This window comes from Symbiobacterium turbinis, assembly GCF_055383075.1.
Window position 1 is genome coordinate 181,134 of the sequence record NZ_AP042433.1, and the last position, 23,208, is coordinate 204,341.

The 23,208-nt window shown below is 69.2% G+C and carries 25 protein-coding genes; 18 read left to right on the plus strand and 7 right to left on the minus strand.

Annotated elements, in window-relative coordinates; all coding sequences use genetic code 11:
• The first annotated feature begins 105 nt into the window (after positions 1-105).
• The 11 genes from ACZ45O_RS00830 to ACZ45O_RS00880 all read left to right on the plus strand — a co-directional run bounded on the left by ACZ45O_RS00830 (position 106) and on the right by ACZ45O_RS00880 (position 10,396).
• Entirely contained in the window at positions 106-1,809 is a 1,704-nt protein-coding gene (locus ACZ45O_RS00830; protein ID WP_464855082.1) for an aldehyde ferredoxin oxidoreductase C-terminal domain-containing protein, read from the plus strand.
• A complete protein-coding gene (locus ACZ45O_RS00835) occupies positions 1,794-2,027 on the plus strand; it encodes a MoaD/ThiS family protein (RefSeq protein ID WP_464855083.1) in 234 nt (77 codons plus the stop codon). Before ACZ45O_RS00830 ends, ACZ45O_RS00835 begins: the two co-directional genes overlap by 16 nt.
• A gap of 191 nt (positions 2,028-2,218) precedes the next feature.
• Positions 2,219-2,509, plus strand: a complete 291-nt coding sequence (locus ACZ45O_RS00840; RefSeq protein ID WP_464855084.1) for a YfhL family 4Fe-4S dicluster ferredoxin — start codon at positions 2,219-2,221, stop codon at positions 2,507-2,509.
• Between the two features lie 146 nt (positions 2,510-2,655).
• A complete protein-coding gene (locus ACZ45O_RS00845) occupies positions 2,656-3,867 on the plus strand; it encodes a serine hydrolase (RefSeq protein ID WP_464855085.1) in 1,212 nt (403 codons plus the stop codon).
• 129 nt (positions 3,868-3,996) lie between these two features.
• Positions 3,997-5,217, plus strand: a complete 1,221-nt coding sequence (locus tag ACZ45O_RS00850) for an ABC transporter substrate-binding protein (protein ID WP_464855086.1) — start codon at positions 3,997-3,999, stop codon at positions 5,215-5,217.
• A 57-nt stretch (positions 5,218-5,274) separates the two neighbouring features.
• Complete coding sequence (locus tag ACZ45O_RS00855; protein ID WP_464855087.1) at positions 5,275-6,159, plus strand: branched-chain amino acid ABC transporter permease; 885 nt, start codon at positions 5,275-5,277, stop codon at positions 6,157-6,159.
• Between the two features lies 1 nt (position 6,160).
• Positions 6,161-7,102: a branched-chain amino acid ABC transporter permease gene (locus tag ACZ45O_RS00860; RefSeq protein ID WP_464855088.1), complete on the plus strand. Its 942-nt coding sequence runs from the start codon at positions 6,161-6,163 to the stop codon at positions 7,100-7,102.
• Positions 7,099-7,896, plus strand: coding sequence for an ABC transporter ATP-binding protein (locus tag ACZ45O_RS00865; RefSeq protein WP_464855089.1), 798 nt, complete (start codon positions 7,099-7,101; stop codon positions 7,894-7,896). Before ACZ45O_RS00860 ends, ACZ45O_RS00865 begins: the two co-directional genes overlap by 4 nt.
• The gene (locus ACZ45O_RS00870) at positions 7,874-8,578 is read left to right on the plus strand and encodes an ABC transporter ATP-binding protein (protein WP_464855090.1); all 705 of its coding nucleotides are present in this window, start codon (positions 7,874-7,876) and stop codon (positions 8,576-8,578) included. The genes ACZ45O_RS00865 and ACZ45O_RS00870 overlap by 23 nt, the downstream gene beginning before the upstream one ends.
• A gap of 24 nt (positions 8,579-8,602) precedes the next feature.
• Complete coding sequence (locus tag ACZ45O_RS00875; RefSeq protein WP_464855091.1) at positions 8,603-9,061, plus strand: DinB family protein; 459 nt, start codon at positions 8,603-8,605, stop codon at positions 9,059-9,061.
• Between the two features lie 414 nt (positions 9,062-9,475).
• Positions 9,476-10,396 carry a tetratricopeptide repeat protein gene (locus ACZ45O_RS00880; RefSeq protein WP_464855092.1) on the plus strand — a complete coding sequence of 307 codons (921 nt, stop codon included), beginning with the start codon at positions 9,476-9,478 and terminating at the stop codon, positions 10,394-10,396.
• A 156-nt stretch (positions 10,397-10,552) separates the two neighbouring features.
• On the opposite strand, the gene ACZ45O_RS00885 is transcribed toward ACZ45O_RS00880, so the two are convergent.
• The 3 genes from ACZ45O_RS00885 to ACZ45O_RS00895 all read right to left on the minus strand — a co-directional run bounded on the left by ACZ45O_RS00885 (position 10,553) and on the right by ACZ45O_RS00895 (position 13,252).
• Positions 10,553-10,945: a RidA family protein gene (locus ACZ45O_RS00885; RefSeq protein WP_464855093.1), complete on the minus strand. Its 393-nt coding sequence runs from the start codon at positions 10,943-10,945 to the stop codon at positions 10,553-10,555.
• A gap of 14 nt (positions 10,946-10,959) precedes the next feature.
• On the minus strand, positions 10,960-12,105 hold the full coding sequence (locus ACZ45O_RS00890; RefSeq protein ID WP_464855094.1) for a threonine synthase: 1,146 nt from the start codon (positions 12,103-12,105) through the stop codon (positions 10,960-10,962).
• Positions 12,106-12,370: 265 nt separating this feature from the next.
• Positions 12,371-13,252: an NAD(P)-dependent oxidoreductase gene (locus ACZ45O_RS00895; protein ID WP_464855095.1), complete on the minus strand. Its 882-nt coding sequence runs from the start codon at positions 13,250-13,252 to the stop codon at positions 12,371-12,373.
• Positions 13,253-13,354: 102 nt separating this feature from the next.
• On the opposite strand from ACZ45O_RS00895, the gene ACZ45O_RS00900 reads away from it, so the two are divergent.
• From ACZ45O_RS00900 to ACZ45O_RS00910, 3 genes are read left to right on the plus strand one after another with little or no spacing between them, the layout of a single operon-like run.
• On the plus strand, positions 13,355-13,942 hold the full coding sequence (locus ACZ45O_RS00900) for a hypothetical protein (protein WP_464855096.1): 588 nt from the start codon (positions 13,355-13,357) through the stop codon (positions 13,940-13,942).
• Positions 13,939-14,454, plus strand: coding sequence for a mismatch-specific DNA-glycosylase (locus ACZ45O_RS00905; RefSeq protein WP_464855097.1), 516 nt, complete (start codon positions 13,939-13,941; stop codon positions 14,452-14,454). The genes ACZ45O_RS00900 and ACZ45O_RS00905 overlap by 4 nt, the downstream gene beginning before the upstream one ends.
• A 2-nt stretch (positions 14,455-14,456) precedes the next feature.
• Positions 14,457-15,299, plus strand: coding sequence for a class I SAM-dependent methyltransferase (locus ACZ45O_RS00910; protein ID WP_464855098.1), 843 nt, complete (start codon positions 14,457-14,459; stop codon positions 15,297-15,299).
• Here ACZ45O_RS00910 and ACZ45O_RS00915 read toward each other — a convergent pair.
• Positions 15,296-16,045 carry an aminoglycoside adenylyltransferase domain-containing protein gene (locus ACZ45O_RS00915; RefSeq protein WP_464855099.1) on the minus strand — a complete coding sequence of 250 codons (750 nt, stop codon included), beginning with the start codon at positions 16,043-16,045 and terminating at the stop codon, positions 15,296-15,298. The genes ACZ45O_RS00910 and ACZ45O_RS00915 overlap by 4 nt on opposite strands.
• 155 nt (positions 16,046-16,200) lie before the next feature.
• On the opposite strand from ACZ45O_RS00915, the gene ACZ45O_RS00920 reads away from it, so the two are divergent.
• The gene (locus ACZ45O_RS00920) at positions 16,201-17,550 is read left to right on the plus strand and encodes an aminotransferase family protein (protein WP_464855100.1); all 1,350 of its coding nucleotides are present in this window, start codon (positions 16,201-16,203) and stop codon (positions 17,548-17,550) included.
• A gap of 113 nt (positions 17,551-17,663) precedes the next feature.
• Here ACZ45O_RS00920 and ACZ45O_RS00925 read toward each other — a convergent pair whose 3' ends face one another.
• Together ACZ45O_RS00925 and ACZ45O_RS00930 are read right to left on the minus strand one after the other, a co-directional pair.
• Complete coding sequence (locus ACZ45O_RS00925; RefSeq protein WP_464855101.1) at positions 17,664-18,074, minus strand: hypothetical protein; 411 nt, start codon at positions 18,072-18,074, stop codon at positions 17,664-17,666.
• 175 nt (positions 18,075-18,249) lie between these two features.
• A complete protein-coding gene (locus ACZ45O_RS00930; protein ID WP_464855102.1) occupies positions 18,250-18,639 on the minus strand; it encodes a thiol-disulfide oxidoreductase DCC family protein in 390 nt (129 codons plus the stop codon).
• A gap of 160 nt (positions 18,640-18,799) precedes the next feature.
• Here ACZ45O_RS00930 and ACZ45O_RS00935 point away from each other — a divergent pair, with 160 nt between their 5' ends.
• Positions 18,800-20,233, plus strand: a complete 1,434-nt coding sequence (locus tag ACZ45O_RS00935) for a hypothetical protein (RefSeq protein WP_464855103.1) — start codon at positions 18,800-18,802, stop codon at positions 20,231-20,233.
• A gap of 51 nt (positions 20,234-20,284) precedes the next feature.
• Here the strand turns inward: ACZ45O_RS00935 and ACZ45O_RS00940 are convergent, their stop codons facing one another.
• Complete coding sequence (locus tag ACZ45O_RS00940; protein WP_464855104.1) at positions 20,285-20,695, minus strand: Hsp20/alpha crystallin family protein; 411 nt, start codon at positions 20,693-20,695, stop codon at positions 20,285-20,287.
• A gap of 227 nt (positions 20,696-20,922) precedes the next feature.
• On the opposite strand from ACZ45O_RS00940, the gene ACZ45O_RS00945 reads away from it, so the two are divergent.
• Positions 20,923-21,156, plus strand: a complete 234-nt coding sequence (locus tag ACZ45O_RS00945) for a hypothetical protein (RefSeq protein WP_464855105.1) — start codon at positions 20,923-20,925, stop codon at positions 21,154-21,156.
• 164 nt (positions 21,157-21,320) lie between these two features.
• Positions 21,321-23,168, plus strand: a complete 1,848-nt coding sequence (locus ACZ45O_RS00950; protein ID WP_464855106.1) for an aldehyde ferredoxin oxidoreductase family protein — start codon at positions 21,321-21,323, stop codon at positions 23,166-23,168.
• Positions 23,169-23,208 lie beyond the last annotated feature (40 nt).

The following is a 23,208-nucleotide window of genomic DNA, read 5'->3' on the forward strand; positions in this document are numbered from 1 at the left end:
GCCTCAGTTTGCCCAACCGGAGCCCGCGGCAGTGGGCCGGCGGCCGTAAAGGAAATCCCCCTCCCGGCGCCGAATTCTGCCGCCAGGAGGGAGGCGCTGCCAGACATGGAACGGATCCTGCGCATAGACATGACAAGAGGCGAGGCACACCTGGAGCCGCTGCCGGAGGCGTACCGGCTTCTGGGCGGGCGGGCGCTCACGTCGCGGATCGTGGCGGACGAGGTCGACCCGCTGTGCGACCCGCTGGGCCCCCACAACAAGGTGGTCTTGGCCACCGGCCTGCTCTCCGGCACGGCGCTCTCCAGTAGCAACCGGCTCTCTGCCGGGGGCAAGTCGCCGCTCACCGGCGGCATAAAGGAGGCGAACGCCGGCGGCAACACCGCCCTGAGGCTGGCCCAGTGGGGAATCCGCGCCGTGGTGGTGGAGGGCGCCCCGCCGGACGGCCAGTGGCGCATCGCGGTCGTCGGGCCGGAGGGCTGCCGCCTGGAACCGGCCGGGGACCTGGCGGGGCTGGGAAACTACGCCGCGGCCGGGCGGCTGCTGGCCCGGTTCGGCGCGCGGGCCGCCCTGGCGCTCATCGGCCCGGCCGGCGAGATGCGCATGAACGTGGCGGGCATCGCGAACACCGACCCGGAAGGGCGGCCCAGCCGCATCGCGGCCCGGGGCGGGCTGGGCGCCGTGATGGGCGCCCGTGGGCTGAAGGCGCTGGTGGTGTTGGACCCGGGCCCCGGCGCCGGACCCGGCATGGCCGAGCCGCGGCGCTGGCGGGAGCACGCCCGGCCGTATCTGCAGGAGCTGAGGCAGAGTCCGGCCATCGCCCGGTACCGGAACTACGGCACCGCTTCCACCCTGGAGCTGGTGAACAAACTCGGCGGCCTTCCCATCCGCAACTTCTCCAGGGGGCAGGATGCGGCCACCGAGGCGATCACGGGCATCCTGATGGCCGAGATGATCGCAGAGCGGGGCGGCATGGTCAGCCATGCCTGCATGACCGGCTGCGCGATCCAGTGCTCGAACACCTGGGCAGGCCCCGACGGCCGCGAGGTGACCTCGGCCATGGAGTTCGAATCCAACACCCTGCTCGGCGCGAACCTGGAGATCTTCGACTTCGACGCGATCGCCCGGTTCGTGAGCGAGTGCAACGACCTGGGCATTGACACCATCGAGACCGGCGCGGCCATCGGGGTGGCCATGGCGGGCGGCCTCGTGCCGTTCGGCGACGTGGACGCCGTGCTCGACCTCTTCGCACAGATGCGGCAGGGCACGCCGGTCGGCCGGCTGATCGGCGCCGGGGCGGCCACGGTGGGCCGCGTGCTCGGCGTGCGGGAGGTGCCGGTCGTGAAGGGGCAGGCGATGGCCGCCTACGACCCGCGCACCATCAAGGGCAACGGTGTGACCTATGCGACCAGCCCGATGGGGGCGGATCACACCGCGGGCAACTCCATCGGCGCGAAGGTGGACCACCTCGATCCGGCCGGCAAGGTCGCGCTCAGCCGGGAGTTGCAGATCACCGCGGCCCTGCTCGATTCGCTGGGGATGTGCAGCTTCTCCCGGGCGGCGTACGCGCCCAACGAAGGCCACTTCCTGGAGCTGCTCAGGGCCCGGTTCGGCGCTGAGGTGACGGCGGAGGACCTGCGCGCCATGGCGCTCGCCACCATCCGGACCGAGGTGGCCTTCAACCGGCGGGCGGGCCTGGGGCCGGAGACCGACCGGCTGCCTGAGTGGATGCGGGAGGTGCCCCTGCCGCCCCACGGCGCGGTCTTCGACGTGCCGCAGGAGGAGCTGGATGCCATATGGCAGGAGGCGTGACCATTCACCTGGAGGTCTACGTGCCGCTGCGCGGGGCGCGCCGCTGGACGGGCACGGAATCGGTGCCCGCCGGCACCACGGCCGGAGAGCTGCCCGGCCTGCTGGGGCTGGACGAGCCCGAGCTGGCCGTGCTGGTCAACGGCCGGTACGCGCCGCCCGGCCGCCTGCTGGAAGAGGGGGACCGGGTGGCGATCCTGCGCCCGTCCGAGGGGGGCTGACCCTCCGCCGCTCCCAGTGATAACCATTCTCACCCAGAAAACAGCACTGGAAGCCTTGACTGCTAAGTGCTCGAACGGTATCCTTATAGTGTGTTTTGGATAACCCACATCGGGTTTGAGGGGCAACGTAACGATTCTGGCAGCACACCAACAGTAATGTCGGCGTGCGCCTCAAAGGAGGAGAAGAGTCCGTGGCCGTCAAGATTATCGATACTTGTATCTCGTGCGGCGCCTGCGAGCCGGAGTGCCCCAACGAGGCGATCAGCCCGGGCGACACCATCTACGTCATCGATCCGGAGAAGTGCACGGAGTGCTACGGCTTCTACAGCGAGTCCCAGTGCATCGCCGTCTGCCCGGTCGAGTGCATCATCCCCGATGAGGATCACGTCGACGACGTCGAGAGCCTGACGGCGAAGTTCAACAAGCTGCACCCGGGTGCGGAGCTGAAGAACACCGACAGCTGGGTGAAGCCCGGCTCCTAAGGTTCACATCTGCACGCGAAGGGGGCGGTCGTGACGACCGTCCTCCTTTTATATTTTGTGTAATCAGAATACTCCGTATATAACCGCATCCCCTGCGCCGCCCGCGGCGTCTGATGATTGAGAACGCGGTCAAAGGTGGGCAGAACGTGCGGCGTGCAGTGATTGCGGGAGTGCTGTGGGGCGTTGTGGGGCTGGCGGCGACGGCCGGCGGCGTCTGGCTGCTGGTCCGGTTGGCCGCGCCTGCGGCCGTGGTGGCGCCGCCGCAGGCAGAGGCGGCGGCGCTTGCCGAAACCGGGCCCGTGACGGCGGGACATGCGGGAGCCGGGCTCGTAAGGGCGGAACATGCGGGAGCCGGGCCCGTAAGTGCGGAACGTGTGGAAACCGGGCCAGTAATGGCGGGACATGCGGAAACCGCGCCGGTAACGGTGGGGCAGGAGGAGGCGGAAGCTGCGGAAGCCGGGAGCGATACGGCGGGCCAGCCGGACGCGGGGTCGGCGGAAGCACGATCCTCCCTGCCGCCGGCGACGCATCCGGTGGCCGACTACCAGCCGATGCACGTGGAGGCGGTGGAGCCAATCCTTCCAGACCCGCCGCCCGCAGTTCCCGACGAGTGGCAGCGGCTGCACGAAACGGTCTGGGCCGTGGCCTCCGAGTACCCGGGCCGCCTTAGCGTTGTGGCGGTGGACCTGACCACCGGAAGCCGGTATGAGTTCCGGGCAGGCGACCCGTACCTGCCGGCCTCCACCTTCAAGCTGCCGGTGACCCTCTGTGTGCTCCAGGCCATCGACGCCGGGGAGCTCACCTGGGACACCCTCATCACCTACACCGAGGCGGACTGGGAGCCGGTGGGGGCGGGGTACTTCGCGGAGGCCGCCTTCGGGAGCCAGTGGAGCGTGCGGAACCTGGTGGACCGCTCGCTCATCTCGTCCAACAACGTGGCGGTCAAGATGCTGGCCCGGACCCTCACCTGGGACGGGCTGCTGCAGTGCACGACGGAGATGGGAGGGCCGGTCACCCGCACGGAGGAGGGCTCCACCCCGGTCACGGCGGCGGATGAGGCTGCCTGGTGGCTGCGCCTCTGGGAGCTGAGCCAGGAGCGGCCGGAGCTGGCGGAGCAGCTCCTGGGCCCGCTCCGCCGGGTCACCTACCACGGGCGCATCCAGGCCGGCACCCCGCGCCCGGAGCTGGTCACCCACAAGTTCGGCACCTACGCCGGCTACGACCACGACGGCGCGATCGTCTGGGCCGAGCGGCCGTACGCGCTGGTGGTCCTGACCTACGGCGGGGGCGAGTACGCGGCCGACGTGGCGATCGCGCGCATCGCGGCCGCCGCCTGGGAGTCGCTCATGGGCCCGTGAGCCTGCGCAATTTCTGGCCGAAATGCCGCCCCTCTACGCAGGAATATGTAACTTAGGCGTAGTATCTCCTTTTTATCTCACTACTGTGGGAAAGTCGATGATTCGGTCGTTGGGGAGGGGCTTTCGGTCATGTGGAAACGTCTGAGTTCCAAGGTGGCGCTGCTTCTGGTAAGCGCCATGATCCTGGCCGCATGCGGGAGCGGGGCTCCTGGCGGCAGCAGCGCCGGCGGGACGGCCGATGCCCCGGGCACATCGCGGGGCGGTGCGCCGGCCGCGGGTGGGGGTTCAGGCGGCGGGCAGGCGCAGGATCCGATCAAGGTGGGCGCGATCTTCATCCTCTCCGGTCCAAGCTCGGGCTACGGCATCTCCCAGCGGACCGGCGTTGAGCTCGCGGTGGCCGACATCAACGCCGCCGGCGGCATCAACGGGCGTGAGGTGCAGGTGATCTTTGAGGACAGCCAGGGCAGCGGCGACGAGGCCATCAACGCCGTGCGCAAGCTGATCGACCGCGACGAGGTGGTGGCGGTCATCGGGCCCACGCTTTCCACGGAGATGTTCTCCGCCGGTCCGGTGGCCAACGACAGCGGTGTGCCGATCCTCGGGGTCTCCACCACTGTGCCGGGCATCACGGACATCGGCGAGTACGTCTTCCGCAACTCGCTGCCCGAGGCCAAGGTGATCCCGCACACGGTCGCCCGCTCCGTGGAGAAGTTCGGCATCAAGCGGGCGGCAGTGCTGTACGCCAACGACGACGACGTGTCGAAGGCGGGCGCCGAGATCTTCAAGGCCGAGCTGCAGAAGAACGGGGTCGAGATCGTCGAGGAGGCCACGTTCAGCGTGCAGGACACCGAGTTCGGCCCGCAGATCACGAAGGTGCTGGCGGCCGACCCGGATGCGTTCTTCATCTCCACCCTCTACAACTCCGCGGCCCTGCTCATGGTGCAGGCCCGGCAGGCCGGCTTCACGGGCCACTTCATCGGCGGCAACGGCTTCAACTCCCCGGCCCTGATCGAGGTCGGCAAGGACGCGGTGGAAGGGGCCGTGGTGGGCTCGCCCTGGTTCGCCGAGCGGAACGATCCGAAGGTGCAGAAGTTCGTGAGCGACCACATCGCCAAGATGGGCAAGGGCCCCGACCAGTTCGCGGCGCAGTCCTATGACGGCATGATGCTCATCGCCGAGGCCCTGCGTGCGGCCGGGTCCACCGATCGCGACGCGGTGCGCGACGCCCTGGCGGCCATCCGCGACTACGAGGGGGTCACGGGCGTGTTCTCCTTCGACGAGAACCGCGACCCGGTGATGACGCCGTTCATCCTGCAGATCAAGGACGGGAAGTACGTCGAACTCGACTAAGCCGCGGGCGGGGGCAGACGCCCCCGCCCTCATCGCCGGAGGGAGGTCCTTCTCCAGGTGTTTCTACAGCAGATTCTGAACGGCATCACCCAGGGGGGCACCTACGCCCTGGTCGCGCTGGGCTACACCCTCATCTTCGGCGTGCTGGAGATCATCAACATGGCCCATGGCGACCTGTTCATGATGGGGGCCATGGTGGGCTGGGCCCTGGTGACCCTGCTGGGCTGGTCGCTGGTGCCCGCCCTGATCGGCGGGATGGTGGGGGCGGCCCTGCTGGGGGTCGTGCTGGAGTTCACCGCCCTCAGGCCGCTGCGGCGCAAGGGCGGCACCAACCTCTCGCCGCTCATCTCCACGATCGGCCTGGGCATGGTGATCCAGAACCTGATGGTCCGGGCGACCAACGGCCAGCCGCTCTCCTTCCGGGTGCCCCTGAGCGAGGGGGTCATCAGGCTGGGCCCCCTGCAGATGACCACCGCGCAGCTGGTGGTGCTCGGCGTATCGATTCTGTTGATGGCCCTGCTGCAGTGGACGCTCTCCCGCACGCGCCTGGGCCGAGCCGTGCGGGCGGTCTCCGAAAACCCCGAGACGGCGGCCTTGCTCGGCGTGAACGTTTCGGGGGTGATCCTGGCCACCGTCATGCTCGCCGCCGCCCTGGGCGGGGCGGCCGGGGTGCTGGTGGGCCTCTCCTTCGTCTCGGTCTCGGCGACGATGGGGCTGCCGTACGGGCTGAAGGGCCTGGCGGTGATTATCCTCGGCGGCCTGGGCAACGTGAAGGGCGCCGTGGCCGGCGGGCTGATCATCGGCGTGCTGGAGGCGCTCACCGTCGCCTACGGGGGGGCGGGCTACAAGGACGCGGTGGCCTTCGGCTTCCTCTTCCTCATGCTGCTCCTGCGCCCGCAGGGGCTCTTCGGCATCAGCGCGGCAGCGGTGAGGAGGTCGTGACGTGGCGGTCCTGCTGAACAACTACTACCTGCAGGTGGCGACCTTCGTCAGCGTCAACGCGCTGCTGGGTCTTTCGGTCTACCTGGTGCTCTCCACGGGCCAGCTCACCCTGGGCAACGCCGGCTTCATGGCGCTCGGGGCGTACACGGCGGCCCTGCTGGCCACCAAGGCCGGGGCGCCGGTCTGGCTCACGCTGCCCGCGGCGGCTCTCGTGCCCGCCATCGTGGCGATTCCCCTGGGCTACGCCAGCCTCAGGCTGCGCGGGGTCTACCTGGCGATTGCTACGCTGGGCTTCACCGAGAGCGTGCGGGTGCTCCTCCAGAACTGGGAGTTCGCGGGCGGCGCCCTGGGCATCAAGAACATCCCCAGCCTGGGCCGCATGGTGCAGAACGGGCTGAAGGCCGCCCAGATCGCGCCCCCGGCCGGCCTCACGCACGCACAGCTGGCGAATCTGGTGGTGTTGCTCTTCGTCCTGCTGGTGCTGGGGCTGGCCCTGGCCTTCATCTACCGGCAGGCCGGCGGGCGAGTGGGGCGGGCCTACGCCGCCATCCGCATCGACGAGATCGCGGCCGAGGCGATGGGCATCAACATCACCTACTACAAGGTCCTGGCCTTCGTGCAGGGGGCCATGCTGGCCGGCCTGGCCGGCGGGCTCGTGGCCCACATCAACTTCTCCGTCAGCCCGTCTGAGTTCGCCTTCGGCCGGGCGGTGGAGATGCTGACCCTGGTGGTGGTGGGGGGTTCCACCACGCCCCTGGGTCCCGTGCTGGGGGCGGTGCTCCTGATCGGGCTCTCGGAGGGCCTGCGCGACTTCTCGCTCTTCGGGGCGCGCCTCTCCGACTACCGGCTGATTCTCTACGGGCTCCTGCTCATGCTGGTGGTGGCCCTGCGGCCGCAGGGGCTGCTCACCTTCGCGCCGCGGCGGAAGGGGGCGAGGGCATGACGCAGGAGGCGTCTCCGATCCTGGAGGTCCGGGGCCTCACCCGCACGTTCGGCGGTCTTGTGGCCGTCTCGGAGGTGGACCTGACGGTGCCGGAGGGGGCCATCTTCGGCCTCATCGGCCCCAACGGCGCCGGCAAGACCACGCTCTTCAACCTGATCACCGGCCTCCTGCCCCCCAGCGGCGGCTCGGTCAACTTCGCCGGCCGGCCGATCACCGGGCGGAAGCCGCACGTGATCACGCAGATGGGCATGGCCCGCACCTTCCAGAACATCCGGCTCTTCGGCGCTCTCTCGGCCCTGGAGAACGTGGTGGTGGGCACCCACTGCCGCACGAGCAGCGGCGTGTGGGGCAGTGTCTTCCGCACCCGAAGGGCGCGGGCGGAGGAGGACGAGGCGTGGGCGAGAGCCCGGGCGGAGCTGGAGTTCGTCGGGCTCGGCGACCTGATGGACGCTCCGGCCGGGGGCCTGGCCTACGGGCAGCAGCGCCGGCTGGAGATCGCCCGGGCCCTGGCCACGGGTCCGCGGCTGCTCTGCCTGGACGAGCCGGCCGCGGGCATGAACGAGACCGAGTCGCAGGAGCTGATCGACCTGGTGCGGCGGATTCAGGCCCGCGGCATCAGCGTGCTGATCATCGAGCACGACATGCACGTGGTGATGAACCTCTGCGACCGCATCGCCGTGCTCAACTTTGGCCGCAAGCTGGCGGAGGGGACGCCGGCGGAGATCCGCGCCAACCCCGACGTGATCGAGGCTTACCTGGGGAGGGACGACGATGCTGCGGATCAGGGGGCTTGAGGTCGCCTACGGGGCGGTGGCGGCGGTGCGGGGCGTCGATCTGGACGTGGCGGCCGGCGAGATCGTCACCCTGATCGGCGCCAACGGTGCGGGCAAGTCGTCCATCCTGCGCGCCATCTCCGGGCTGGTGCGCCCCCGCGCCGGGACCATCGAGTTTGAGGGGAAGCGCATCGACGGCCTGCGGCCCGACCGGGTGACGGCCCTGGGGGTGGCGCAGGTGCCCGAGGGCCGGGCGGTGCTGGCCCGGATGACGGTGCTGGAGAACCTGCTGATGGGCGCCTACCCCCGGCGCGACGGGGAGGTGCAGGCGGATCTGGAGCGGGTGCTGGCCCGCTTCCCCCGGCTGGCCGAGCGGCGCAACCAGCTCGCCGGCACGCTGTCGGGCGGCGAGCAGCAGATGCTGGTGATGGGCCGGGCACTCATGGCCCGCCCGAAACTGCTGCTGCTGGACGAGCCCTCCATGGGGCTGGCTCCGCTGGTCGTGGCGGAGGTATTCCGGCTAATCCGGCAAATCAATGAAGAGGGCACCACCGTCCTGCTGGTGGAGCAGAACGCCCGGCAGGCCCTGCGCATCGCCCACCGGGCCTATGTGGTGGAGACGGGCCGCATCCCGCTCTCGGGGGCGGCTGCAGATCTGGCGCAGGACCAGCGGGTGGCAGCGGCGTACCTGGGCGGGCGGTAGCCACGTTCGGAGGGAGGGTATCGCATGCTGGCCTTTGACCTGTACCGGCACTGGGAGACCGATCTGCGTCCGTTCACCGTAAGCGCCCTGCGCCGCATGACGCCGGAGCAGCTGGCCTGGAAGCCGCCGGGCTGGCACTCCAGCGCGTGGGAACTCGCCGAGCACATGGTGCTGGCCGAGTGGATCTGGATCTATCGCAACGCCCTGAAGCTGGCGCCGTGGGAGCAGCGCTGGGAGTACGGCCGGTTTGCGGACCTTGAGAGCCTGCTGGCGTACTGGGCCGAGATCCACAAGGTTACCGTTGAGTGGCTGAAGGACACGCCGGTCAACCAGCTGGGCCAGAAGCTGCCCATGCCCTATCCCGACATGCCCTGGGCGACGATGGACTGGGTGATCTACCACGTGATGGAGCACGAGATCCACCACCGGGGTCAGATCTTCATGCTGATGCGCATGCAGGGGATCGACCCGCCCGAGATCTGACGAGTCAAGGGGCCTCCTCACGGAGGCCCCTTGTCGTATGGGCGGGCTGGGTGGGGGAGGGGGCTGCGCAGGCTAACGGCGGCGTCAGTGCGGGAGTTACAGCCGGAGTGTTTCAATGGCGGGCGCTGTTGCAGGGGTCAACTCGGGTGGTGGGATGGGCCGAGACGGGGAGAAGCGCCGCACGCGACCTGGGAGCCGTCGCTTTTTCACTTTGACGTTGGGGGCGAAGTGAAAAAGCGTCTGCTCCCACTGTGGCGGTCGGGCGGGGTGGGCATGCAGGTCGACCAGAACGCCACTTCAAGCGTGGCGAGTGGGCGAATAGTGTGCGTCCACCGTGGCGGGTGTATGATAATGTATTGAAGTCCGGCGGTCCCGGGCAGGGACCGCCGGAACGCCCGTGGAGGAGGTGACCGCATGCGATCGCGCGCCCGGATGCTCGGCCGGTACGCGTCCTTCCTGGAGCGATTCCGGGGCCGGTACGACCTGGCCGAGACGTACTACCGGGGAGCACTGGCTCGGGACCCGGAGGACGCCCGCACCCGTTGGAACTACGCCGTGTTTCTGGAGACCGTGCGCCGGCGGTACGACGAGGCCGAGAAGCACTACCGCGCCGCGCTCCGCCTGGCGCCCAACAGTGCGGCGCTGCTGGGCGACTACGCCGACTTCCTGGAGCACGCCGCGGGGGATGTGGACCGGGCCGAGCGCTATTACCGGCGAGCGCTGGAGCGCGATCCGTTCCACCCGGGCAACCTGACCAACTACGCGACCTTCCTCAGTGAGGTGCGGGGGGAGCACGGGCGGGCGGAGGCGCTCTACCAGCGGGCCCTGGAAGTTTCGCCGCTCCATCGCAACGCCCTGTTCAAGTACGCGCTCTTCCTCACCGACGTGAAGCGCGCCTACGCCGATGCCGAGGCGCTGTACCGGGTGGCCCTGGAGGCCTACCCCGGCAACGGCGCGATCATGGCCAACCTGGCCGGGGTGCTGTTCCTCCGCGGAAAGGCGGCAGAGGCGCTCGCGCTGCTGGAGGAGTTCCTGGAGCACCCGGCCCTGCAGCGCCCCACTGCCGACGCCGCTGAGTGCTGGTTTTACCTGGTCGTTCACGGCGCTGACGACGAGCGCCCTGCGGCCCTGGCCGCCCTGCGCCGACTGCTCAGCGCAGGCGTACGGTCGCTCGGCTTTCAGCTGGGTCCGCACGTGGCCATCGCCCGGGAGCAGGGTCATCCCTGGGCGGAGTGGCTCGGGCCCCTGGCGGCGGTGCTGACAGACGAAGAAGCACCCGACGTGCTGGACGGCTGGGATGCCTGGGCGGCGGCCAGGCCAGACCCGATCCATTAGCCCCACCACCAGGCGGTCAGGCCCTGACCTCGACCCCCAACACTTCCTCAGCCGCGCCCCGCGACCGACCCCGGCAGTGCCGCAGCTGCGCCCCGTGCTCGACCCTCGAACAGTTCAGCGGCCGCCTCCCCCGGTTGGGGAAGGCGGCCGCCGGCGCTACCGGGCCGACCCGGGCAGATACGCCGTCGCCTGAATCTCCACCTTGGCGCCGAAGTGCAGCTCCTTCACGGGAACGATACAGCGCGCCGGCGGCACGGGAACGGCTCCCAGGACCTCCTGGTAGACCGCGTTGACCTCGGACCAGAGGGCGATATCGGCGATATAGATGGTGACCTGAACGACGTTCCCGAGGTCGCCGCCGGCCGCCCGCAGGATGGCCCGGATGCTCTCCAGGACGAACCGGGTCTGCTCCGCAGCGGACTCGGCGACCACCTGCCCTTCCCTCACCGGGAGCTGGCCGGAGACGTAGAGCATGGGACCGGCCTGCACGGCCTGTGAGTAGAAACCGTTGGGGGGCGGGGCATCCGGGGTCAGGATCGCTTGCTGCACGGGCAACGCCTCCTTCATGGCTGAACTGCCTCGCCGTCGTCAGTGCCCAGGTGTTCGATGAACTTGTCGGTGGCCTTGAGGCCCATGCCGGTCAACGCGACCACCACGCTCGACCCGGGACCCGCCAGGCCCAGTTCCGCCAGTTGCCTGACGGCAGCGGGGGCCGCAGCGGCGGTGGGCTCGACGTAGATGCCCTTCTCGGCCAGTGTGCGGGCCGTCGCCCAGATCTCATCCTCCGCCACGGTCAGGACGACGCCTTCGCTGTCATAGATGGCCTCCAGGATGCTCCTGCCCTTCACCGGCCGGGCGATGACGATGCCCTCGGCCGCGCTCTCCTGCTTGGCCACGGCCGGGACGTCGTCCAGCCGCTGCTTCCACGCATGGTAGACCGGGGCGCAGGCCGCCGCCTGCACGGCGGCGATGCGGGGCATCCGGGAGATGAAGCCGGTCCGCAGCAGGTCGCGGAAGCCCAGGTAGAGCCCCAGCACCAGGCTGCCGCCGCCGACGGGTGCGACCACCCAGTCCGGCGCCTGCCAGTTCCGCTGTTCGCAGATCTCGTAGGCGAGGGTCTTCAGCCCGACGACGAACCAGGGGCTCCAGTTGTGGCTGGCGTAGAAGGTCCGGCTGGCGGCTTCCAGGGCGGCCTGGGTTGTATCCTCGCGGGAGCCGGGCACCTTGACGAGGTTCGCCCCGTACATGCGGATCTGCGCCGTCTTTCCGGCCGACGTGTAGGCCGGCACGAAGATGCGCGCCGTCATGCCCGCCCGGCGCGCGTAAGCGGCGACCGACGCGCCCGCGTTGCCGGAGGAGTCCTCCACGATTTCGGTCACGCCCCACTCCTTCAGCTTGCTGATCATCACCGCAGAGCCGCGGTCCTTGAACGACCCCGTGGGGTTGAGGAAGTCCAGCTTCAGGAGGACGGGCTGGCCGAACAACGAGTCCGGGATGAGCGGCGTGAAACCCTCGCCCAGCGAAACCGTACTCTCGCTCCGTTCGATGCCAAGCGCCTCATGGTACCGCCAGAGGGTGGGGGGCCGGTGGTTCAGGGAGTCCCGGCTGAACATCCGGTCAGATTGCAGCAGCAGATAGGCCCCGCACTCGCAGCGCCAGCGCGGTTCGGCTTCCGGGTACGTCTGGTTGCAGCGACTACAGGCGAGCATGTTGCCACCTCCTGCCCCCAGTATAGGTGTAACCATTTCGTGGGTACAACAATACGTTCAAGCGTTGCGGTCGGAATCCTGACTGCTGCCGGGCCGGCCGTCGGCACCGGCAGCGCGCGCCGACCCCCAGGCCCGGCGGGCCCGGGGGTCGCAACCGTGTTCGAGCTGTCAGTCGTCGCCGCCCTGGGCTGGAGTAGCCGCCGAAGATCATGGCGCGGCCGATGCCGAAGGCCATGGTGAGCCGCACGCGGGCACCGGCTGCGCGTCAGGCCCGAACCTCCACCCCCGTGAGCTTTTCAAGCGGGCGGATCAGCGCGGCCTGGTCCTCGCCGCCGTGCCCGGCGGCCCTGGCTTCCTCCAGGAGTTGCTGCGTCAGGGCCCCGAGGACCATTCGCACATTCTCATCCTTCCCCAGTTCGACCGCCAGCGCGACATCCTTGTGCAGGTGATCGATGGAGAAGGCGGCTTCGAACTTGCCGGGGAAGACGAACTGCGGGATGTTGCGCTCGATCTGCGCCGAATGGCCGGTGGCGCCGGAGATGATCTCGTAGAGCGCCCTGGGGTCGAGGCCCGCCTTGGTGCCCAGCACGAAGGCCTCGGCCATCGCCGCGGTGTGGATGCCCACCAGGAGGTTGTTGCAGAGCTTGGCCACGGTGCCGGCGCCCACCGGTCCCAGGTGGTGAATCTGCTTGCCCTCGATCTGGAGGTAGGGGAGGACCGCCTCGAAGGCCGACCGGTCGCCGCCGCACATGATGGTCAGGGTGCCGGCCTCGGCGCCCCAGGGGCCGCCGGAGACCGGGGCGTCGATGAACTGGACGCCCTTCTCCGCGCACATCGCGGCGATGCGGCGGGCGTCGCTGACCCCGATGGTGGAGTGGTCGACGAAGATGTCGCCGGGCTGCGCCCCCTCCAGGGCCTGCCGCAGCATGCTCTCCACCACGTCGGGCGTGGAGAGGCAGGTGAAGAGCACCCGGGCGTTCCGGGCCACCTCCGCCGGGCCCGCGGCCCGCTTCCCGCCCTCGGCCGCCAGCTCGTCCACCGGGGCCTGGCTGCGGTTGAACAGCGTGACGGTGTGTCCGGCCTTGATCAGGTTGCGCGCCATGTGCCGGCCCATGCGCCCGAGTCCGATGAATCCCAGGTTGGCCATGTCTGCATCCTCCTCTGCCAGAACTGCAAGTCCATCCTATCACATCCGGGGCGACGCATGCCGCCGAATGTGGTACAGTGCAGGGGACGGGGGGAATCCTGAATGGCTGTTGACCTGCGCCTCATCGCCGAGGCCCGCCGGCTGCTGGCCGACGTGACGCCGCTGTCCTTTGACTGCGGCACGCTCTGCGGCCACCGCTGCTGCACGGACTTCGGCCCCGATGAGGGCGTTTACCTGGTTCCCGGCGAACTGCCGCTCTTCGACGGCAATGAGGAGTTCACAAGCTGGCAGTTCCACCGAACCGACGAGTACGAGTTTGCCCCCTCGTGGGAGCGGCGGTTTGACTCCGTACCCTTCCTGCAGTGCACGCGGCTGTGCGACCGGGCGAAGCGCCCGTTCGAGTGCCGCACCTACCCGCTCATGCCGTATCTGCGCCCCGACGGGGAGCTGGAGATGCGCTACTCCTTCCTGGCGCGGGGGCTCTGCCCGCTGCCGGAGCGGTACCGGGTGGACGAGCTGGATCCGGCGTTCGTCGACGCCGCCCGGAGGGCCTGGGCGGTGCTGATGCAGGACGAGGCGATGCGGGAGCACGTGGAGTGGCTCACCAGGCAGTTTGACGCCCTGGAGCTGCCGCCGCTGGACGATGACGGCGCCGGCGATGACGGTGAGGCCGGCGGTGAGCCGGCGTGACCCGGGCGCTGCCTGACTACCTGGCCCCGGGGCTGCGGGTGGTCTTTGTCGGCTTCAACCCCGGCGAGACCTCGGCGCGGGAGGGGCGCTACTACGCCTACCCCGGCAACCGGTTCTACTGGCTGCTGTGGCAGGCCGGGCTGACCGACCGGCTCTACGCGCCGCACGAGGACGAGACCCTGCTGCAGCTTGGGTACGGCCTGACCGATCTGGTGGGCCGGTCGACCCGATCCAGCGGCGACCTCAGCGCGGCGGAGCTGCGGGCCGGGCGGGAGGAGCTGCTGGGCAAGCTGGCCCGGTATCGGCCGCGGGTGGCCTGTTACAACGGAAAGGGCGTCTACGCGGCGCTGACGGGCCGCCGCAGGGTGGCCTACGGCCTCCAGTCGGCGTCGGTGGTGCCCGGGGTGCTGGACTTCGTGGCGGCATCGCCCAGCGGGCGGAGCCGGGAGCCCCTGGCGGAGAAGCTGCGGCTTTACCGCGAACTGCGGGCGCTGATTGCGGAAGGGGGATGAGGATGGGCGACTGGGGTGAGCACGTGCACGCGGTCACTGCGCAGATGGCCCTTTACCGGGAGTCGGCCCGCCGCCTCTGCGAGCTGGCGGAGCTGCGGCCCGGGATGACCGTGGTCGACCTGGGAGCCGGCACCGGGCTGACGAGCCTGGCGGCCCTGGATATAGTGCCCGCGGGGCTTCACCTCACGGTGGTGGAGGCCAGCCCCGCGCTGCTCGCCGCCGCCCGGGCCCGGATCGGCGAACGGGCGCTGGCGTACCACGCGGCCGATGCGGCCGCAGCCGCCGACCTGGTGCCGGGGAAAGTCGATCGGGTGCTCTGTAACCTCGCCCTGCTCTCGTTCCGCGACCCCGAGGGCGTACTGCGGGCCTGGCGGGGGAAGATCAAGCCCACCGGGCGCTTCTGCTTCTCGCTGTCGGGCACCTGGTTCAACGCCCTGCGGGACCAGGTGACGCCGCAGTACGTGTTCCTGCAGGAGCTCCACCGCCAGGGGGCGCTGAGCCGGCGGCCCCCCGGCGTGGACCGGCTGCCGAACCGGCGGTCCGTCGAGGGAACGCTGAAGGGGGCAGGGTACAAGCCGGACGGTTACGAGGTGCAGGAGATCCCCACCACGGCGCCCGAGACGGAGCCGGGGGGCGAGCTGTACAACCTGATGCGCATCCGCCCGGCGCTGCCCGGGCAGGACCACGCAGACGCGGTGGCCCGGACGCTGGCCGCCCTGCCCGGGGCTGCGGCGGCGATCGAGGCAGCGGGCGCCCGGTGGCGGGTGGTGCACTTCACCGCGCAGCCCGCCCTCACGCCGGAGGAGATCCTGCTGGAGCGGTTCGGCGGCAGGCTGCCCGGCTAGAGGTATCGCGCCCGCAGGAGCCGGTCCAGCTCCGCAGCAGCGCGGGCCGTGCGTTCGTCCCAGCCATCGGCTGTGCCGCGGCGGCGGACCGCCAGGGCCGCGTCGATCACCGGGTGCCAGCGGGGCTCAACGGTCCGGCGCGCCCATTCGGCGCCCTGGGCCTTCGTGGTGCGTTTGCCCGTCTCCAGCGCGCACAGGGAGCGGAGCAGGTCGAGCAACTCGTCGGCCTGCTCCTCGGGCCGTCGGGCGGGCTTCGGCTGTTCAGCCAGCATCGCTCGCACCGCAGCGCGCACCTGGTCGGGGCTGACCGGGGGAAGTACTTCCATGGGCGGCGGGCTGGCGAAGGCGATGCCGTTCTCCCGCATATTGCAGATGTTGTCGGCGGAGAGCATGATCGCGCCCACCTCCGGCACGAAGACGCCTCGCTTGCACCTGGGCACCGGGACCGTCGTGCCCTCGGGGATGAGGTACTCCCGCGGCGCGTAGTCGCCTTCCAGCCTCCGGGCCGCGGGGTATGCCGCCAGGAACTCCCGGTGGAAGACCTCCAGCGCCTGCAGCTCCTCCGGGGAGAGGCGCCCGGCGGTGACGACCAGGAAGTCCAGGTCGCTGCTCTCCTCACAGTAGTCGCCGAGCGAGATGGACCCGCCCAGGTAGACGCCCACCAGCCGGTCGCCCAGGACCCATCTGAGGCCGGAGGCGAAACTCTGCATGAGTTCTGCGACATCGGGGGGCAGGGGCCTGTTCATGTTCATCCTCCTTGGCAGAAGTTGTGCATGAGTCGGTGCTCGTCCAAATTGGACGGAGGCAGGCGCACCCCCTGTTTCAGCCGCCGACCGGGCCGCCAACTGGCCCGGCCTCCGGGTGCTGGGTTATAATGGGTCCCGCGATAGGAGGCGATTACATGAACCTGAAAGAGCTGGACCTGCGCCATCTGATACACAACGAAGTTCGCTTCCGGGACCTGGCCCGGAAGGGGACGACGGTCATCACCCGCGCCGAAGGGTCGACCATCTACGACATCGACGGCCGGGCCTACCTGGACGCGCAGGCGGGAATGGTGCTGGTCAACATCGGTTACGGGCGCCGGGAGCTGGGCGCGGTGGCCGCGGCCCAGATGGACCGGCTGATGTACTACCATACCTACTTCCAGTACTCCAACGAGCCGGCGGTGCGGCTCGCGGCGAAGCTGGCCAGCATCGCACCGGAGGGGCTCGGGAAGGTGTTCTTCACTTTGGGCGGGGCCGAATCGGTGGAGACCGCGGTGAAGATCGCCCGGCTCTACCAGCGGGCGCGGGGCCGGAAGGACGGCCACAAGGTCATCTGCCTCGACCTTGGCTACCACGGGAACAGCCTCGGGGCGCTCTCGGCGACGGCCTTTGAGGCACACCGGGCGTACTACGGGCCACTGGTCCCCGGGTTCGTGCACATCCCTTCGCCGGATACCTTCGAGGGGCCCTACCGGGCCGACGACCCGGAGGCCGGCAGCAAGTACGCCGCCCTGCTGGAGGAGCGCATTCTGGCCGAGGGGCCGGAGACCGTCGCGGCCTTCCTGGCCGAGCCGATCCTGGGGGTCGGGGGCATCATCGTGCCGCCAGAGGATTACCTGAAGCACGTGCGGCGGATCTGCGACAAGTACGGCGTGCTGCTCATCCTGGACGAGGTGATGACCGGCTTCGGCCGTGCCGGCACGATGTGGGCGTGCGAGCAGTTCGGCGTCGTGCCGGACCTGATGTGCGCCGCGAAGGGGCTGACCAGCGGCTACCTGCCGCTGGGGGCCGTGCTCGTGGGCGACCACATCATCGAGGGCATCGCGGAGGCCGACTTCCCCTTCGAGCACGGCTTCACCTACGCCGGCCACCCGGTCTCCTCCGCCGTCGCGATGGAGAACATCGCGATCATCGAGCGGGAGCGGCTGGCCGAGCGGGCCGCCCGCATGGGCGAACGGCTGAAGCAGGCCCTGATGGCCCGCGACAACCCCTACATCGCCGAGGTGCGCGGCCGGGGGCTGATGGTGGCCGCCGAGCTTGTGCGGGACCGGGAGACGCGGGAGCGGTTCGCCGAGGGGGAGCAGGCATTTCGCTTCGCCGTGGAAGCCGGATGCCTCCGGGAGGGCGTCATCACCGGCATCGCCCCGTACCGGGACACCCTGATGATCACCCCGCCGCTGGTGATCACCGAGGAGGAGATCGACCGGCTCGTGGACGTCTACGACCGGGTGATCCGCCAGGAGGGCGACCGCCGCAGGGGGTAGGGCGGGCTCCGACCGCCAGGGATAGGCTCAGGGTGTGCAACAGGATGGCCGCTCGGCATGAGCGGCCATCCTTCATGATCGCTTCTCCCTGCGACCGGTGATGGTGCCAGATCCTAGAACGGGGTCTTCAGGTCATCTGCTGTGTATCCGCTATTTTCAGGGTTCCATGCGATAAACAAGATGGGGCTGGCCGCCCGTCCATACTCATTCACAGCAACGGCATAGAACCCTGCGGTATCTCCGCCACTGGAGATTCCAGTCAACGCCCAGACATTTGGATTCTCTTCCGAATGTACAACCGGGCTGTACTCTCGTGAGTGCAAGTAGCCGTCATCGTCCGGGTTTGGAGTCTCTCCAGGATCAAAAGCCTGGAAGTAGACTTCATCAGCACCCTCGACCTCAGCTACCAACTTGTAGTTGATTTGAGGCACAATATACCACCCATTATGGAAGTCGAAATGGGAAATCTCCAGACGGCGAAAAACCGGCCGCTTGTCGGGATCGCCGGTGTTCCACTCAGACATGTCAGGCGCAGGAGGTGCTGGATTCTCCCACGCGTAAGGATCGGACTCCTTCCGTAATGAGCACCCGACAGCAACGAGTATCAACAACACGGTCACGGCGGACCGGATGAGTCGCCTCAACATAAGTCGCCCCCCTTTAGTCCCACTTGGTTGCCCCCTTTGTCCCACCCGGCGTTCAGCCCCGGTCCGGCAGCGGGCACCCGTTTTCGTCACACTGCCCCACAGGAACGATGGCCCGCCGGCGCGCGACGAAGTCATAGACGGGCTGCCCCAGACCGCTGAGCCCGGCCAGGGTCACCAGCGGCCAGAACGGCCAGAGGAGGGGGATGCGGGCGGTTATGGCCGCCACCGCCCAGATGCCCTCCGCCCAAAGGCCGGTCCGGGGCGAGTGCACGTGGAGGCGGGCCGCCAGCCGCTCAGGCGACACGCCCGCTCGTTCGGCCACGCCCTGCTCCCGGATGGAGACAAACTCCAGCCGCCCCAGCCAGTCCAATCGGGTCAGCCGCTCCCGGGCCTGCGTACACCGCGGACACCACCCGTCGTGGAACACGGTGATCGGCCCCACTGCCCGCACCTCCCGGTGTCGCCCAAATTCTCAGCCTTTGTGCCATTGTACACGCCGCGGCGCCGGGCGGCCAGCCCCGTCGCATGCACTTGCCGAGGCTGTGCCGGTGGAACTCCGCCACTCCGCCGCCCCGTCAAAACATTCAGAAGGGGTGATGGAGATGCGGAGGTCGGTCGCAGGTCTGCTGATTCTCCTGACGGCGGTCATGGCCGGCTGTGCGGGCCGGCAGGCGGCGGCACCGGATCCTGTGCCTTCCGGCGAGGAACTGCCGGCAGCGCAGGGTCCCGCGCGCCTGCCGGGCGCGGATAGCAACGCGGAGGTCGACAGCTCGCCGGACTCGGGCACAGGTGACGCCGGGGACGTTGGAGCCAGCGGCGAGGGGAGCGGCACACCGGCGCCTGTGCCCGCTCCGCCCGAGCTGGTGCGGGAGGAGATCCCCGGCGGCTTCCGCCTGGGTCCGTTCGATTCGGCGGGGCAGGTGTGGTGGTTGAACCCTGGAGTCGTCTGGATCCACGCCACGGCCGGAGGGGAGCACCACTACGGCATGGTGGCGCTGGAAGGGGGCGGGTTGGAGGCCGGCGCCGAGCACGACCCCGAGGGCATTCCGTATTGGGACCCCTGGCACTTCCTGCTGAGCCCGGACGGTGCGCGGGCGGTGCACTATGCGGGCAGGGCCGGCGCGCGCACCTTCATCAACCGGGAGACCGGGGCCGCCCGGGAGCCGGAGGCGCCGCGGTTCTACGGCAGCAACATCTTCGACTCGTGGTCGCCGGACGGCGCGCATTTCCTCGTCCAGTCCAACCGCACCGATCCGGTTCCGGGCTTCTACTTCCTGGACCGCGACGGCAACCCGGCGGGCACCTTTGCGGAACCCGGCCACTTCAGCCACTGGGGCGCCTGGTCCCCTGACGGAACCCGCGTCGCCTTCCTCTCGGTGCCGATGGACCTCCACTACGCGCGCAGCCCGGAGGAGTGGGAGGAGCCGCCCTACGGCGAGCGCATGGGGGTGCTGGACCTGAGGACCGGCAAGGCGACCTACTTCGGCCTGGAAGGGCAGACCTTCTTTGGAACCCCGGTCTGGTCGTCCGACGGCGCCCGGCTGGCCGCGGTGTGCGGCGAGCGGACGGTGGTTCAGAACAGCCACCCATTTGAGGAGTACGAGACGACCCGTCTCAGGGAGCCCCGGCCGTGCCTGGTGGATCTGGAGGCGGGCACGGTGGCGCCTGTCGGCGACGGTCGCAGCGGCGACGTCTTCCTCGCGGTTCTGGGCGTGACCGACGAGGCTGTGCTGATCGAGTACTTCGACCGAGGGGAGGGCGAATGGGGGTATGGCTGGACGCCCCTGGGCGGCGGCCCGCTGGTGGAACTGGGGGGAGAGCACTGGCAGGGAGCGCCTCAGCTCGTAGCAGGCGGCCGCGCCGCGCTGGTTTCGGAGCTGCTGCCCAACCGGCTGGCGCTGTTCGACCAGCGGGGTGAAGCGGAACGCATCCTGGCCGAGGGCACGATCGATGGGCTGGTGGCCAGCCCTGACGGGCGGCACCTGGCCTTCTACCACAACCGGTACCTGACGGTGCTGGAGGTACCGGAAGAATGACAGCGGGCCCGCCCCCGGATGAGGGGGTGGGCCCTTGCGGTGAGGTACTAGTTACGCCAGTTCGATGGGGATCTGCCTGCCGCCCCGGCCCTTCGCACGGGGCAGCCGGATCTCCAGCACCCCGTGGTGGTAGCGGGCCGTGATCTTGTCGGCGTCGACGCTGGGCGGGAGCGTCATCGACCGCTCGAAGGTCGCGACGCCCCGGGCGCCACCCTCGCCCTGGCCGGACACCGGGACCGAGCGGTGGATGGCACGGATGGTCAGCACGTTGCCGTCTACGGTAACGGACAGGTCCTCGGGGCTGATCCCCGGCACCTGGATCCGGATCACAGTGTCCTGCTCGCCCTGCTGCACGTCCATCTGCTCAACAGAGGGTACGGCAGGCCAGGCGCCACCCAGGACGTGCTGCTGCCACTGCGACATCATCCGATCGAACAGCTCGAACGGATTCCACTGACGCATCGGGTAGAACATCATCGCCATACCCCTTTCTCTTGTGTAGTTGGCGTGGGAGGGAAACGTTCCCACTGTTGGTTCCAGCACTATTCTAGCACCAAAGGTCAAAGAAAGTCAAGATCAAACCGGGTGAGAGGAACCTGCGGCTTTCCCCGTGGTGCGGGCGCGGGGGAGGAGGGTCATAGATTGGAGCGGGAGGTGAGCCCGGCATGGTGAAATCCGGAAGAGGAGGCGTGCCGGCGCCGCGAATGGTGACCGGCGGCGACGTGATCGTGGTGCGGCCCCGGGCCAGGCGGGAGGAGTCTGCGGCGCCGCAGACGAGGGCTCCGGCGGTGGGGCCGGGAGGAACGATTCGTACCGACGCAACCCGGGCCGGGGGGACCGCGGCCGCACCGTATACATCGGCCCCGCCTGTGCCGGAGTACGAGTTCGGTACCTGGCGGCGGCTGGGCGGGGAGGAGGGCTGATTCTCGAGGGGGCAGGCGGCTGCCCCCTTCTTGTTCACAAGGTAACTTGACGAAATAGCCAATTCGGTATTGACACACGTGAATGATCCAGTCAACACTATCGACAAGTCCCCGAGTTCCGCGGAGTTGTCGGAAAATCTGAGGGAAGGAACGGGGGCGGAGCGATGCTTGGTGGGTACATGGGGCGTATGCTGTGGGTGGACATGACCACCAGGGAGCTTCGTGAGGAGCCGCTGGACGAGCGACTGGCCCGTGACTACGTGGGTGGATACGGACTGGCCGCACGGATTGCCTACGACAGAATGCCGGCGGGTGCGGACCCCCTGGGTCCTGACAACATCCTCGGCATCGTGACCGGTCCGCTCACCGGCACCCCGACGATCGAGGGCAACCGTTTCATGGTCACGGCCAAGTCGCCGCTGACGGGCACCTGGGGAAATGCCAACTGCGGCGGCCGCTTCGGCCCGCATCTGAAGATGGCCGGATACGATGCCATCTTCGTCACGGGCCGGTCGGAGGAGCCGCTCTACCTGTACATCGATGAGGGGAAGGCCGAACTGCGGTCGGCCGCCCACCTCTGGGGCAAGGACACCATCGAGACGGAAGAGACCCTCCAGGCTGAACTGGGCGCCGACACGCAGGTGGCCTGCATCGGTCCGGCCGGCGAGAAGCTGTCGCTGATCTCCGGCGTGTTCAACGACAAGGGCCGCGCCGCCGCGCGCTTCGGCGTCGGCGCGGTAATGGGCTCCAAAGGCCTGAAGGCCGTCGCCGTGCGGGGGAAGCTGCAGATCCCCATCGCCGATCCCGAGCGGGCCAGGGCCTTGCGCCGGGAGTACATGAAGCGGAAGACCCCGGCCTACGACTTCCTCTCTCCCGGGACCATCGCCGGCACGGGCGTCTCTGCCCTGAACGGCGACTCGCCGGTGCGGAACTGGGGCGGCGTCGGGGAGGTCGAGATTCCCACCGCCGGGCAGAACCTGTCCGCCGAGCGCATCCTCAGCTACCAGACGCGGAAGTCGGGCTGCTGGCAGTGCACCATCGCCTGCGGCGGCCACGTCGAGGTGAAGGACGGCCCGTTCAAGTCCAGCGGCCACAAGCCCGAGTACGAGACCGGCGCCGCGTACGGCGTGATGTGCCTCATCGACGACTTCGAGGTCATCAACAAGTGCAACGAGCTGTGCAACCGGTACGGGCTCGACACCATCTCCGCCGGCACCGCGGTGGCCTTTGCCATGGAGTGCTACGAGCACGGCCTGATCACGAAGGAGGACACCGGGGGCATCGAGCTGGCGTGGGGCAGCGGGGAGGCCGCCGTCGCCCTGACGCAGATGATGGGCGAGCGCAGGGGCATCGGCGACCTGCTGGCGGACGGCGTGAAGCGGGCGGCCGAGCGCATCGGACGGGGGGCGGAGCAGTTCGCCGTGCACGTCGTCGGCTGTGAGCCGGGCATGCACGACCCCAAGCTGGCCCCGACCTACATGGTTTCCTTCGTGCTGGATGACGCCCCCGGCACGCACATGCAGGCCCTGTACGCCCCCGGGCTGTTCGCCAAGGGCATCGACCCGGCCCCGCCCCGCCAGGAGATGGCCGGCACAGGCGAGTTCCACCGCACCCTGATGGCCCTGGGGCACGTGGTGAACTGCGCCGGGGTCTGCGCCTTCGGCTACATGAGCTACGAGGTGGACTTCATCACCGACTTCCTCACGGCGGTTACGGGCGAACCCTGGGGCTTCGAGCGCTGGAAGCTGGCGGGCGAGCGCATCGCCAACATCCGTCACCTGTTCAACCTGCGGGAGGGGCACAACATGGCCGAGTGGACGGTTCCCGGCCGCGTGGCCGGCTCCCCGCCCCAGCAGGCGGGCCCCCATGCGGGCTTCACGGTGGATCTGGAGACGTTGCGGAAGGACTACTTCGCGGCCATGGACTGGGATACGCAGACCTCCCGCCCGTCGGCCGAGCGGCTGCGCCGGCTGGGCATGGAGGACCTGATCGACGCGATCGGGGCCGACTAAGGGGTGTGCAGAGATCGGGACACGACAGAAGGCAGGAGCG

Excerpts from the sequence above, each read along its gene's own strand:
- ACZ45O_RS00915 (WP_464855099.1), bottom strand. The coding sequence starts at position 16,045 with ATGAACAGGCCCCTGCCCCCCGATGTCGCAGAACTCATGCAGAGTTTC.
- ACZ45O_RS00940 (WP_464855104.1), bottom strand. The coding sequence starts at position 20,695 with ATGCGTCAGTGGAATCCGTTCGAGCTGTTCGATCGGATGATGTCGCAG.
- ACZ45O_RS00920 (WP_464855100.1), top strand. The coding sequence starts at position 16,201 with ATGAACCTGAAAGAGCTGGACCTGCGCCATCTGATACACAACGAAGTT.
- ACZ45O_RS00880 (WP_464855092.1), top strand. The coding sequence starts at position 9,476 with ATGCGATCGCGCGCCCGGATGCTCGGCCGGTACGCGTCCTTCCTGGAG.
- ACZ45O_RS00895 (WP_464855095.1), bottom strand. The coding sequence starts at position 13,252 with ATGGCCAACCTGGGATTCATCGGACTCGGGCGCATGGGCCGGCACATG.
- ACZ45O_RS00835 (WP_464855083.1), top strand. The coding sequence starts at position 1,794 with ATGGCAGGAGGCGTGACCATTCACCTGGAGGTCTACGTGCCGCTGCGC.
- ACZ45O_RS00875 (WP_464855091.1), top strand. The coding sequence starts at position 8,603 with ATGCTGGCCTTTGACCTGTACCGGCACTGGGAGACCGATCTGCGTCCG.
- ACZ45O_RS00890 (WP_464855094.1), bottom strand. The coding sequence starts at position 12,105 with ATGCTCGCCTGTAGTCGCTGCAACCAGACGTACCCGGAAGCCGAACCG.
- ACZ45O_RS00910 (WP_464855098.1), top strand. The coding sequence starts at position 14,457 with ATGGGCGACTGGGGTGAGCACGTGCACGCGGTCACTGCGCAGATGGCC.
- ACZ45O_RS00865 (WP_464855089.1), top strand. The coding sequence starts at position 7,099 with ATGACGCAGGAGGCGTCTCCGATCCTGGAGGTCCGGGGCCTCACCCGC.
- ACZ45O_RS00900 (WP_464855096.1), top strand. The coding sequence starts at position 13,355 with ATGGCTGTTGACCTGCGCCTCATCGCCGAGGCCCGCCGGCTGCTGGCC.
- ACZ45O_RS00870 (WP_464855090.1), top strand. The coding sequence starts at position 7,874 with ATGCTGCGGATCAGGGGGCTTGAGGTCGCCTACGGGGCGGTGGCGGCG.
- ACZ45O_RS00850 (WP_464855086.1), top strand. The coding sequence starts at position 3,997 with ATGTGGAAACGTCTGAGTTCCAAGGTGGCGCTGCTTCTGGTAAGCGCC.
- ACZ45O_RS00830 (WP_464855082.1), top strand. The coding sequence starts at position 106 with ATGGAACGGATCCTGCGCATAGACATGACAAGAGGCGAGGCACACCTG.
- ACZ45O_RS00950 (WP_464855106.1), top strand. The coding sequence starts at position 21,321 with ATGCTTGGTGGGTACATGGGGCGTATGCTGTGGGTGGACATGACCACC.
- ACZ45O_RS00925 (WP_464855101.1), bottom strand. The coding sequence starts at position 18,074 with ATGTCTGAGTGGAACACCGGCGATCCCGACAAGCGGCCGGTTTTTCGC.
- ACZ45O_RS00935 (WP_464855103.1), top strand. The coding sequence starts at position 18,800 with ATGCGGAGGTCGGTCGCAGGTCTGCTGATTCTCCTGACGGCGGTCATG.